This window comes from Neobacillus muris (assembly GCF_943193175.1).
In the GTDB taxonomy this organism is placed as follows: Bacteria; Bacillota; Bacilli; order Bacillales; family Cytobacillaceae; genus Neobacillus; species Neobacillus muris.
The window spans coordinates 1-12243 of the sequence record NZ_CALPDF010000003.1 but is presented as its reverse complement, the minus strand read 5'-3'; the positions used below and the strand labels follow the sequence as shown (position 1 = coordinate 12243).

Here is a 12243-nt window from a genome sequence, read left to right as displayed (position 1 = left end):
ACAAAGTAGTGTAGAATAAAAGGTAACAATGACAAGTTGAGGTGCAGGTGAATGAGCTCATTTGACAAAACCATGCGGTTTAATTTTCCAGAAGAGCCGTTTGAACATGACGTAAAGGAAGTTCTTTTTCAAGTATATGAAGCATTGCAGGAAAAAGGATATAATCCGATTAATCAAATTGTTGGTTACCTTTTATCTGGGGATCCGGCTTACATTCCCCGTCATCGGGATGCCCGCAATATCATCCGCAAGCTGGAGCGGGATGAAATCATTGAGGAGTTAGTCAAATCCTATCTTAAACAACAGCGAGAGGTCTAAAGCATGCGTGTAATGGGTTTAGATGTAGGTTCCAAGACCGTGGGTGTCGCTCTTAGTGATGAACTGGGGTGGACTGCTCAGGGGCTGAAGACGCTCAAAATCAACGAAGAAAAACAACAGTTTGGTTTTGAAGAAATTGGTCAAATAATAGAAGAGTATCAGGTTAGCAAAGTGGTCGTCGGCTTGCCGAAGAACATGAACGGAACCATAGGGCCGCGCGGTGAAGCAAGCAAACAATTTGCCGAGGAAATCGAACGGAAGTTTTCGGTTCCTGCTGTGCTTTGGGACGAGCGGCTGACAACAATGGCCGCGGAACGGGTCCTGCTTGAAGCAGATGTCAGCAGGAAAAAACGGAAAAAAGTCATCGATAAAATGGCGGCTGTCATGATTCTGCAAGGCTATCTTGATAGTATAAAATAATGAGGTGAAGAAATGTCAAACGAGCACAACCATAACCATCATGACCATGATCATAATCACGATGAGCAGTTTATTACGCTTGTGAATGAGAATGGTGATGAAGAATTATTTGAAATCCTGTTAACCTTCGATTCAGATGAGTACGACAAATCCTATTTATTATGTTTTCCAGTCGGAGAATTAGAGGAAGATGAGGAGGGCGTTGTTCACGCCTATGCCTATGTCCCTACCGAAGACGGCGGCATTGGCGAATTATTGCCTGTCGAGTCCGACGAAGAATGGGATATGATTGAAGAAGTATTTAACACATTTATCGACGACCAGGAAGAAGAATAAGAATAAGTAAAGTTGAAAAGAGCCGGCACATTGTCGGCTCTTTTCAACATTTTAAGAGTAAAATTGACATTTTTCTCACTATATGCTGAAATAATTACAATGTCACCTCTATGCTTTATTAGTTTAAATCAAGTTTCGAGAATGATTAGTGCACCCAGTTTCTTTAGGAAGGAGGAAAGGGATGACAACCGACAAAAAAGATATAATTCGGGAAAAAATGCTTGAACACCAAAGTGAAGCAAGAATTGTCAGGCGAATCGTATTCATGATTTCCATATTATTGCTATTATTGATTTTTATTATTGGAGGCGGAGGCTACTTATATATTCAATCTGCCTTAAAGCCAATGGATGCCGACAATAAGGAAAATAAAAAGGTCGAAATTCCGTTGGGCTCATCCGTAACGGGAATCGGAGAAACATTAGAAAAAAATGGAATCATTAAGGATGCAAAAGTATTTAAATATTATGTGAAGTTAAAAAATGAAGGCGGTTTTATGGCCGGCAAATATGAACTAAGCCCATCTATGGATGTTCCGGAAATTGTCAGCCGATTGAAGACAGGGAAGGTATTGGCGGAGGCGAGCTTTAAAATTACCATTCCAGAAGGCAAGCAGCTAAAAGAAATTGCTGCGATCATGGCAAAGTCCACAAACCAAAATGAAACGGATGTTTTTAATAAGTTAAATGACAGCGAGTTTATTAAACAGGTTATGGCCAAATTTCCTGATCTGTTAACAACCGAAATAACCAATCCTGCTGTAAAATATCCACTGGAAGGGTATTTGTATCCGGCAACCTATCCATTCTATAAGCCGAATCCTTCTATTGAAGAAATAGTGACAGCAATGCTCAGCAAAACGCAAGAGGTGCTGGCTGACTATTCGGATCAAATGAGCCAAAAGAATTTATCTGTCCATCAAGTATTAACAATGGCTGCGCTTGTGGAAGAAGAAGCGACTGCAAAAACAGACCGCAAAACGATTGCAAGTGTATTTTATAATCGGATGGACAAGGGCATGCCGCTGCAAACAGACCCGACAGTGCTATACGCTCAAGGCAAGCATAAGGAAAGGGTCATGTATAAGGATTTAGAGGTGGACTCCCCTTATAACACGTATCTCCATACGGGCCTTCCGCCAGGTCCTATTGCCAATGCAGGGAAGTCTTCGATTGAAGCCGCATTAGAACCAGAAAAAACGGACTATTATTACTTCTTGGCTACTGAAACGGGTGATGTGATCTTTACGAAAACATTGGAAGAACACAATCAAGAAAAGGAAAAATATATTTCTAGCAAAAAATAGTTCGATAGAAGGGGGGAAGTATAGCATTCCCCCTTTTTTTATGGTAGAATAGTTCAAGTGTTTATTTGCAAACCATAGCGTAACTCACAGTAAAGCAACAATGAATGTAGGGAATTTCCAGTTATTTGTCTGGGCCTGCCTTCACTGTCAAATTTCTGTATACGCTATTTTTTATGTCTAATTTGGCGTAATTAAGCAAATAATAAATTTATTTGACTTGTAAATAGTTTTGCTTCAGATGCCCGCAAGCCAACGCCTCGGGTATTTTTAAAGGATTTCTTTTTAGGATTGAGGTGACGCAGCTTGATTAATGAAGAGCTGCATACTTATTTAGAGGAACTTATACCAGAACGCCAGCCCTTGTTTGCTGAGATGGAAAGCTATGCAAAAATTCACCATGTTCCGATTATGGAGCTGGCAGGAATTGAATCCATGCTGCAGCTGCTTAGAATCCATCATTCTAAAACCATCTTGGAGGTTGGAACGGCTATCGGGTACTCTGCTTTGCGCATGGCCGAAGCACTTCCAACTGCGCAAATTGTCACAATCGAACGTGATGAAGAACGCATCTTGGCAGCAGAAGAATTTTTCAAGCGGACAAGCCTTAGCGGAAACATTCACTTAATTAAAGGGGATGCCCTGGAGGTTTCGGAACTGGCCGGGCACTATGCCCCCTTTGATGCTGTCTTTATTGATGCGGCAAAAGGCCAGTATAAAAAATTCTTCGAGATTTACTCCAAGTACCTGAGTGCTGGCGGAATGATTATTACGGATAATGTATTATTCAAAGGTCTTGTGGCGGAGAAAGAGATTGAATCAAAAAGAACCCGGAATCTGGTTAAGAAAATTAATGAGTTTAATCATTGGCTAATGAAACATCCGGATTTCGATTCTGTGATCCTGCCGGTTGGCGATGGTGTAGCAATTAGTAAAAGAAGAGGTGAAAGCAATTGAAAAAAACTGAACTGCTTGTGACACCCATTTCTGTTGATGATATTATGCCTTTGGCCCAAGCAGGGGCGGATGCTTTTGTTATCGGGGAACAGCGTTATGGTTTGAGACTTGCCGGTGAGTTTAACCGTGAGAATGTAAAGAAAGCAATTGAACTTGCCCATTCTGTTGGAAAAAAAGTATATATTGCTATGAATGCGATTTTTCATAATGAAAAAGTGGATGAGTTAAATGATTATATTCGTTTTGCAGCTGACGCAAAAGCGGATGCGATTATCTTTGGAGACCCTGCTGTGTTAATGGCGGTGAGGGAAACAGCGCCAAATATGAAGCTTCACTGGAGTACGGAAACAACGGGGACAAACTGGTATACCTGCAACTATTGGGGGAGAAAAGGGGCGAAGCGAGCGGTCCTGGCCCGTGAAATTAATATGGATTCCATTGTAGAAATAAAGGAAAATGCCGAGGTGGAAATTGAAGTGCAGGTTCACGGGATGAGCTGTATGTTCCAATCCAAACGCAGCCTGCTTGGAAACTATTTCGAGTACCAAGGCAAGGCGATGGAAATTGAAAACCGCAATCAGCAAAAAAATATGTTCCTTCACGATCCAGAACGCGGCACTAAATATCCCATTTTTGAAGATGAAAACGGCACACACATTATGAGCCCAAATGATATTTGTATCATTGATGAACTGCAGGATATGCTAGAGGCTGGGATTGATTCATTTAAAATTGACGGTATCCTAAAGAGCCCAGAGTATATTCTTGCTGTGACCAAAATCTATCGTGAGGCAATTGATTTATATTTTGAGGATCCAGATCTTTATGAGGATAAAAAGGACGAATTCTTAGAGACAATTGAAGAAATTCAGCCGGCAAACCGTCCATTAGATACAGGATTCTTCTTCAAAGAGACAGTATACTAGGGAGGGGTTCAATCGTGAATACAGTTAAGGACAAAATTTCTGAGATAGTTGACGGAAAACGTGTCATTGTGAAAAAGCCAGAACTCCTTGCTCCAGCAGGCAATCTGGAGAAATTAAAAATTGCGGTGCAGTATGGTGCAGATGCCGTATTTATCGGCGGGCAAGAGTACGGACTTCGTTCCAATGCAGATAACTTTACGGTAGAGGAAATGAAAGAGGGCGTCGAGTTCGCCAAAAAGTACGGTGCGAAAATCTATGTAACAACCAATATTTATGCACACAATGAAAATATCTCCGGGTTAGAGGAATACCTGCAAGGCTTAAAAGAAGCAGGCATCGCAGGAATTATCGTGGCAGACCCGCTCATCATTGAAACATGCCGCCGGATTGCGCCGGAGATTGAAATTCATTTAAGCACCCAGCAATCTCTTGCTAACTGGAAGGCCATTAAGTTTTGGCAGGAAGAAGGGTTGGAGCGGGTAGTATTAGCCCGTGAGACAAGTTCGGAAGAAATCCGTGAAATGAAAGAAAAAGTGGATATTGAGATTGAAACTTTCATTCACGGTGCCATGTGTATCGCCTATTCTGGCCGCTGCGTTTTAAGTAATCATATGACTGCCAGAGATTCGAACCGCGGTGGATGCTGCCAGTCATGCCGCTGGGATTATGACTTATACCAGTTGGAGGGAAGCGATAAGGAAACGGCTCTTTTTGGATCAGGGGACGCGCCCTTTGCCATGAGCCCTAAGGATTTAAACCTGATCCAGTCGATCCCGAAGATGATTGAACTGGGGATTGACAGTTTGAAAATTGAGGGGCGAATGAAATCCATTCACTATGTCGCTACCGTTGTGAGTGTATATCGAAAAGTCATTGACGCTTATTGTGCAGACCCCGATCACTTTGTGATCAAACGCGAATGGCTCGAAGAACTTGATAAATGTGCCAATCGGGAAACCGCTCCAGCATTCTTTGAAGGCGTGCCGGGGTATAAAGAGCAAATGTTTGGTAATCATAGCAAAAAGACAAAGTTTGAATTTGTCGGTCTGGTCTTGAATTATGATGAGACAACACAAATGGTCACGCTGCAGCAGCGAAATCATTTTAAACCTGGGGATGAAGTTGAATTCTTCGGACCGGAAATTCAAAACTTTACTCATGTCATTGATAAAATTTGGGATGAAAAAGGAAATGAACTGGATGCTGCCAGACATCCGCTTCAAATCGTCCGTTTTAAAATGGATAAGCCGGTCTATCCTAACAACATGATGCGAAAGGAGAACTAGCTAGATGCGCAAACCCGTTGTTATAGGAGTAGCCGGTGGATCCGGCTCTGGAAAAACAAGTGTGACAAGAGCCATAGCAGAGAGCTTTAAAGACCATTCTCTTTTAGTGATTGAGCAGGATTATTATTATAAGGATCAAAGTCATTTGCCGTTTGAGGAGCGGTTAAAAACCAATTATGATCATCCTTTTGCCTTTGACAATGATTTATTAATCGAGCATATTGGCAGGCTGCTGCACTATGAACCAATCGATAAGCCTGTTTATGATTATTCACTTCATACCCGTTCAGATCAAATTATCCATGTTGATCCGAAGGAAGTCATTATTTTAGAGGGCATTTTGATTTTAGAGGATGAGCGTCTGCGGGATTTAATGGATATTAAATTATTTGTAGACACAGATGCCGATCTCAGAATTATCCGCCGGCTGTCACGGGATATCAAGGAACGGGGGCGTACGTTTGATTCTGTGATTGACCAGTATACAAATGTGGTGCGCCCAATGCATAACCAATTTATTGAACCAACTAAGCGTTATGCAGATATCATTATTCCGGAAGGCGGACAAAACCACGTGGCAATCGATTTAATGGTCACAAAAATTCAAACAATTCTTGAACAAAAATCAATTTTATGACACAATAGCAACAGAATGCACCATAAAATTGATTTTGGAGTTATAATTTTTAAAAAGCGCGCCCTAAACTTTAGGACGCGCAAGCTTATATTATGCCTTCTGCGGCATAATATGAATTACATATATTGCACAATTCTAATGGGGGATTGTGAGACTAGAAGGAGTGAGGATTTTGGCTGCAGAAAAAGTATTTCCAATGACGCAGGCTGGTAAAGAAAAATTAGAACAGGAATTAGAATATCTAAAAACTGTTAAACGTAAAGAAGTGGTAGAAAGAATTAAAATCGCCAGAAGCTTTGGTGACTTATCAGAAAACTCCGAGTACGATTCTGCAAAAGAAGAACAAGCTTTTGTTGAGGGCAGAATTACCACTTTAGAAAATATGATCCGCAATGCGAAAATCATTGAAGGCGGCGAATTAGCCGGTGACTCCGTATCATTGGGAAGATCCGTTACATTTGTCGAACTTCCGGATGGAGAAGAAGAAACATATACCATCGTGGGAAGTGCGGAAGCGGATCCGTTTGAAGGAAAAATCTCTAACGATTCTCCAATTGCCAAAAGCCTGATCGGCAGAAAAGTAGGCGATCAAGTAACGGTTCAAACGCCAGGCGGTGAAATGAACGTCCGGATCGTTTCCATCAAGTAAAAATAAATGTAAGTATTCATCATAAGATTGTTTGAAAATTCGAAACCTCGTCAAAACTTTTGACGAGGTGTTTTTTTATGTGGAGGAAACGTGCGGCAGCCTGGCTGTTTATTTGTATCACGGGTTTGGTGCTGCTGGCAGCCCGATTAATTCAAATTCAGCTAGTTGATACAGAGACCTTTTCTAAGCATCATGTGAATTTGCTCGAGGAAAGTGTTAAACAAAGAACACAGGAGCTCGTCATTGATAATGGCAGAGGGAATTTTCTGGACAGGAACGGCACGATGCTTACTCATAAAATGGTATCCGTGCTGGTTTTATTCCCGTTTTTAACAAAGCTGGATTGGGACATAGAAAAGGTTTCAGCCATCACCAATATTCCGGCGGCTGATTTGCAAAAGGCAGTAGCATCGGCGAAAAAACCATTTGCCTATGGAGAGCCCGATCCAATTGAACTAACTGATTCACAAACGAAAAAAATCAATGGTTTAAATATTCCAGGTGTATTTGCTGTAGAAAAAAAATTTGAACGATCCTCCGTTCCAGCTGAACAGTTAATCGGGTTAACGGGTGAAAACCCAGAAGAACTCGCTAGGCGCTATCCAAATAAAGAATTATCGGAGAAAACGCTGATTGGCGTTTCCGGATTAGAAGAAAGTTTTGATGAATTTCTCCTGCCTGAAGGCAAATCCAAACTTGTTTACCACGTGGACGGCAGCGGAGCCCCATTATTTGGCACCAATGTTAAATATGTGGACCCAGCTAATCCGTTTTATCCGGTCAATATTCGGACCACCATTGATAAAACCATTCAGGAGAAGGCAGAAAAATTAGTGGATCAATATCAAATCAAAAAAGGTGGCCTTGTGCTCCTCAATATGGAGGATAACAGTGTGTTAGCCATGGTTTCCCGGCCCGCTGTAAATAAAAAGGACCCTTATAGCAGTGCTGGTATCACCAATATGATGACAGAACAGCAAATAGTAGGATCTGTTTTTAAGACGGTAGTGGCAGCTGCTGCCATTGACCAAAATTTGGATGATCCTATGCGCTTGTTTGATTGCAGCAAAAAAATTAATGGCAATCCGGAATTAACATATAATTATGGGATGCTAAACTTCTCTGATAGCTTTGCAAGAAGCTGTAATCGCACGTTTGGGGAATTGGCGCAAGAATTGCAAAAACAGAATCCGAATGCTTTAGAGGAGTATGCAGCAAAATTGTCTCTGACTGGTTCAGTTGGCTGGCAGGGAGAGGTGTTTCATACTAGCAATTTTAAGCAGCTTGCTGACGAAGACAAGGGACGTGTTTTTTTATCGGATGAGGCGAGGACAGACAGTAACTATGCGGCCATGTCAGGAATCGGCCAGCATGAGGTCCGTGCCACCCCGCTGGCTGTGGCCAATATGATGGCAACGATTGCACGCGGCGGGAAGAAGGAAATGGTCCGGGCTGCTACTAAAATTGAGTATAAAAATGGGACGACGATGATTGATTTTCCAGAAAATAGCCTTGCAGGAGAAACGATTTCCCCTTATACAGCCTCGAAATTGCAAAAATTGCTGCGTGAGGTGGTTGTCAATCCGAATGGAACAGGACGCTGGTTTCAGGATTTGCCGTACGAAGTGGCTGGTAAGTCAGGTACGGCGGAAACCGGAAAATATGAGAATGGCCAGCAGTTGCACAATAAATGGTTTGCCGGTTATTTCCCTTACCAAAACCCGAAGTATGCACTTGTTGCTGTTAATCTTGATGTAATAGACAGTGAAGGCGGGGTTAATCAGCTGTTTGCTGATATGGTAAAAATGCTTTATGAGAACGATCAAAGATAACAGTGTTGATGTAAGCCTTTATGAGGACAAAAAGAAGGAAGAGCCCAAAGATTCGCCGTCATGAAAATATCAGGACCAAATGCTATTAATGCCCAAGTATTTCGAAGGACAAGGTCACTAAAATAGATAAAAGTGAAACTTTACAAGCAAATAAAACCCCCCCACTTTGGAGGAACAGTACAGCCAAAATATATTAAAATAATTTTGGCTGTTTTTTTTGCAGGAAAAATTATTTCTAGTGTCGAAATGAAATAGTGTAAATATTTTAAAAGGCGGTAATGTTATGACAACTAGAAAAGGAATACAGTCAACAGATTTATATGAGCTTAAGTCGGCAGCAAACCCACAATTTGCACCGGATGGAAACTCCTTCATTTATGTCGAAACAACCATTGATAAAGAAACCGATGATTACCAATCACATCTCTTTTTCCAAGGCTTAACTGGCGATGAGCCAGCTGTACAATGGACGTTCGGAAAAGGCAAGAATTATTCTCCCAGCTGGTCTCCTGATGGAACGGAACTCGCTTTTATTTCAAGCCGCAGCGGAAAAAACCAGCTGTTCTGTTTAAGCAAATTTGGCGGAGAAGCAAGACAGCTGACCAATCTTCCGAGTGGTGCCAGCCATCCGGTTTGGTCGCCGGATGGCAAAACGATTGCCTTTGTGACTTCCCTAAAGCTGGACCAGACCCTTTCTAATCAAGAGGAAGCGGATAAAAAGCAGGATAAGCCACAGCCGCTCGAAGTTTCGCAAATGAAGTATAAATCTGATTCCAGCGGCTTTTGGCAGGGACAATACAGTCAAATTGCCGTTATTGATATCAACAGCGGAGAAGTGACACAGCTAACGGAAGGCAATGTTGATTATGCGCTTTACGGCTGGTCCCCAGATGGACAAAATCTTTTAATTGGTGCTGATCTCGAGGAGCAATCAGATCTATCCTTCAATCAAGATATTTTTCTATTAGAGGTTAACACTAAGAAACTAGCCCCAATCACCAATGGAACAGGGTATTTCGAAAAAGCATCCTTCTCGCCAAACGGCCAATGGATAGGGATCATTGGGCATGAACGGGAATATGAAAATGCCACCCACCCCAAAATATGGGTCTATCAGCTTGAGACGCAGGAACTAACATGTTTAACCTCGAACTGGGATGTGCCCGTTGGCAATTTAATGGTGGGGGATTTCCAACAGGGAGTTACCGACCCTGGCTTAGTGTGGAACCATAGCAGCGATGGGCTTTATTTCCTTGCTACAGACCGGGGAAATACAAATCTATACTTTGCTTCCGTTAATGGGGCAATCCAGCCGCAAACAACAGGGGATCAGCATGTTTATGGTTTCACCATTGATCATTCCTCAAATACAGCTATTTGCGCCATTAGTCAGCCTGCCCAAATAGGTGACCTATATTCAGTGTCATTGCCGGACGGGCAAATCTTGCGGCGCTTAACAGAAGTAAATAGGGACTATTTGCAGGCAATCGAACTGTCAACGCCTGAAACCATTGAATTTGAAAGTGAAAATGGCTGGAAGGTTCAAGGGTGGCTCATCAAACCATTAGGGTTTGAAGCAGGAAAAAAATACCCGCTCATTCTTGAAATTCATGGCGGACCGCACATGATGTATGGAAATACCTTCATGAATGAATTTCAAATATTGGCTGCCGAGGGATATGCTGTTCTATATATGAATCCGAGAGGAAGCCATGGGTATGGGCAGGATTTTGTTGATGCAGTACGCGGCGATTATGGCGGAAACGATTATCAAGATTTAATGAATGGTATGGATTATGTATTGCAGCATTTTGATTTCATTGATGAAAGTCGGCTTGGAGTTACCGGCGGCAGCTACGGCGGTTTCATGACGAACTGGATTGTAGGACAAACCAATCGCTTCAAGGCGGCGGTTACCCAGAGGTCGATTTCAAACTGGATTAGTTTTTATGGTGTCAGCGATATTGGGTATTATTTTACAGAATGGCAGATTCAATCTGATTTCCGCGATATCCAGACACTTTGGAAGCACTCGCCGCTTGCTTATGTGGAAAACGTTGAGACGCCTTTATTAATCCTTCACAGTGAAAAAGATTACCGCTGTCCGATTGAACAGGCAGAGCAATATTTTATTGCCCTAAAACGGCTGGGCAAGCAAACAAAATTTGTCCGGTTCCCAGACCAAAATCACGAACTTTCGCGGAGCGGCAAACCAGTGCTGCGGATGAACCGATTGGATTATATTACTGGCTGGTTCAAGGAATACATCGACTAATTCAAAATAAATCCGTACGCTATTAAAAAAGCGTGCGGTTTTTCCTATTTATGGGCTAGTTCGAGGTAATTCCTTCAAGTTGGCGTGAATTCATGTTAAAATATTGAAAGCCTATTGTTAAAAGGAGTGATTCAATTGAATAATGATTTTCAAAGTTCACGTTCCGGTTATCGGGCAAAACGAAGGAAAACGAACCTCGTCTTAAATAGTTTAATAATCCTGGTACTGGCGTTAATTATTATAGTTGCGTATAATGTTTTTGCTTCTGGAGATGATGAAAATGCCTCGTCATCAAAGGCGACGCCAAAGACAGAACAGAAGGCAGCCGTAGATAAGGATAAAAATGAGCAGTCAACTGAAGCGGAAAAATCGGATGGCAGCAGCCAAGATACTGCCAAACAGAAGGATGAAGATTCGGATGAATCTGATTCTAAAGCAGCTCATGATGATCAAGAGGAAACAGATCCAGAGGAAGCTGATGCAGAACAAGCCACAGTTATGGAAGGCGGCAGTTCGCCGAATGTGGCCAAAACGATTGTCAACCCAGCCTGGAAGCCAGTGGGCACCTCTCAAACAGGGGAGCACACCGCTGTTTATGATCAGAGTTCTGTTGATTGGCAGGAAATGTTAAAGGCGGTTACGTATGCAACAGGAATTGACCAAAGCAATATGACCGTTTATTGGCTTGGAAGAGATAAATCAACCAATAATGGTTCATTTGCGACGGTTGCTTCAAAAGATAAGACGCAAAAATATAATGTTTATTTGGAGTGGGTTGATGGCGAAGGCTGGAAGCCGACTAAAATGGAAGAACTATCTGAAATTCAGTGATCAATTAGTGGTAGTGTCAAAAGTTCTATGAAAATTCAATAGGTTGGGTAGGTGCTTTTCCATTTTATTGGTGAAAAGGCCCCGCAATCGCTCTTGACAAACACGCCAATGGTTTAACTTTACTTTAACAAGGGCGAAGGGGACAAAAAGAAGGCATGCTTAATAGCCCTTGGTTTTTCCATTTTAAACCATTGGCAAGTTCGGTTTGTCAAGAGTTCGCTTCGCCGATTGCTCGTTTCACACAATCTTTTTTCAAGGGCTCCAAAAACAAAAAGTTAAGCTGTTTGCTCGATAATCCAGTCTTGAGCTAAACCGATAAGTTTTGACCATCGTGCAGGCATATTTGGAAGTTGGAGTAGCTCTGGATTAAGCACTGGTACCTTACCTCCTAATGCGGAATGTGGCCTTAAGAAGTTAAAGTAAGCCACAAACAGAGTCACAAAGGAAACAGATCCGTGTTCAGAGCCAAATCC

At 42.1% G+C, this 12243-nt stretch carries 12 protein-coding genes and 1 pseudogene; 12 read left to right on the top strand and 1 reads right to left on the bottom strand.

What is annotated here, in order from left to right; translation table 11 throughout:
* Positions 1-51 precede the first annotated feature (51 nt).
* The 12 genes from NFS43_RS02850 to NFS43_RS02795 all read left to right on the top strand — a co-directional run bounded on the left by NFS43_RS02850 (position 52) and on the right by NFS43_RS02795 (position 11770).
* Positions 52-318: an IreB family regulatory phosphoprotein gene (locus NFS43_RS02850; RefSeq protein WP_251549283.1), complete on the top strand. Its 267-nt coding sequence runs from the start codon at positions 52-54 to the stop codon at positions 316-318.
* A gap of 3 nt (positions 319-321) precedes the next feature.
* On the top strand, positions 322-738 hold the full coding sequence (gene ruvX, locus NFS43_RS02845) for a Holliday junction resolvase RuvX (RefSeq protein ID WP_251549281.1): 417 nt from the start codon (positions 322-324) through the stop codon (positions 736-738).
* Positions 739-750: 12 nt separating this feature from the next.
* Positions 751-1074 carry a DUF1292 domain-containing protein gene (locus tag NFS43_RS02840; RefSeq protein ID WP_251549279.1) on the top strand — a complete coding sequence of 108 codons (324 nt, stop codon included), beginning with the start codon at positions 751-753 and terminating at the stop codon, positions 1072-1074.
* 181 nt (positions 1075-1255) lie between these two features.
* Positions 1256-2380 carry an endolytic transglycosylase MltG gene (gene mltG / locus NFS43_RS02835; protein WP_251549278.1) on the top strand — a complete coding sequence of 375 codons (1125 nt, stop codon included), beginning with the start codon at positions 1256-1258 and terminating at the stop codon, positions 2378-2380.
* 303 nt (positions 2381-2683) lie between these two features.
* Positions 2684-3334, top strand: coding sequence for an O-methyltransferase (locus tag NFS43_RS02830; protein ID WP_251549276.1), 651 nt, complete (start codon positions 2684-2686; stop codon positions 3332-3334).
* On the top strand, positions 3331-4260 hold the full coding sequence (locus NFS43_RS02825) for a peptidase U32 family protein (RefSeq protein ID WP_251549274.1): 930 nt from the start codon (positions 3331-3333) through the stop codon (positions 4258-4260). Before NFS43_RS02830 ends, NFS43_RS02825 begins: the two co-directional genes overlap by 4 nt.
* Before the next feature lie 14 nt (positions 4261-4274).
* Positions 4275-5546 (top strand): peptidase U32 family protein, encoded by a 1272-nt coding sequence (locus NFS43_RS02820; protein WP_251549272.1) that lies wholly within the window; start codon positions 4275-4277, stop codon positions 5544-5546.
* 4 nt (positions 5547-5550) lie between these two features.
* Positions 5551-6183: a uridine kinase gene (udk, locus tag NFS43_RS02815; RefSeq protein WP_251549270.1), complete on the top strand. Its 633-nt coding sequence runs from the start codon at positions 5551-5553 to the stop codon at positions 6181-6183.
* A 172-nt stretch (positions 6184-6355) separates the two neighbouring features.
* Entirely contained in the window at positions 6356-6832 is a 477-nt protein-coding gene (gene greA / locus NFS43_RS02810) for a transcription elongation factor GreA (protein ID WP_251549268.1), read from the top strand.
* A 77-nt stretch (positions 6833-6909) separates the two neighbouring features.
* Positions 6910-8664 carry a peptidoglycan D,D-transpeptidase FtsI family protein gene (locus NFS43_RS02805; protein ID WP_251549266.1) on the top strand — a complete coding sequence of 585 codons (1755 nt, stop codon included), beginning with the start codon at positions 6910-6912 and terminating at the stop codon, positions 8662-8664.
* Positions 8665-8947: 283 nt separating this feature from the next.
* Positions 8948-10939 (top strand): S9 family peptidase, encoded by a 1992-nt coding sequence (locus NFS43_RS02800; RefSeq protein WP_251549264.1) that lies wholly within the window; start codon positions 8948-8950, stop codon positions 10937-10939.
* Positions 10940-11074: 135 nt separating this feature from the next.
* A complete protein-coding gene (locus tag NFS43_RS02795) occupies positions 11075-11770 on the top strand; it encodes a YrrS family protein (RefSeq protein ID WP_251549262.1) in 696 nt (231 codons plus the stop codon).
* Between the two features lie 275 nt (positions 11771-12045).
* Here the strand turns inward: NFS43_RS02795 and NFS43_RS02790 are convergent.
* Positions 12046-12243: pseudogene (locus tag NFS43_RS02790) on the bottom strand (DDE-type integrase/transposase/recombinase); the annotation flags it as partial.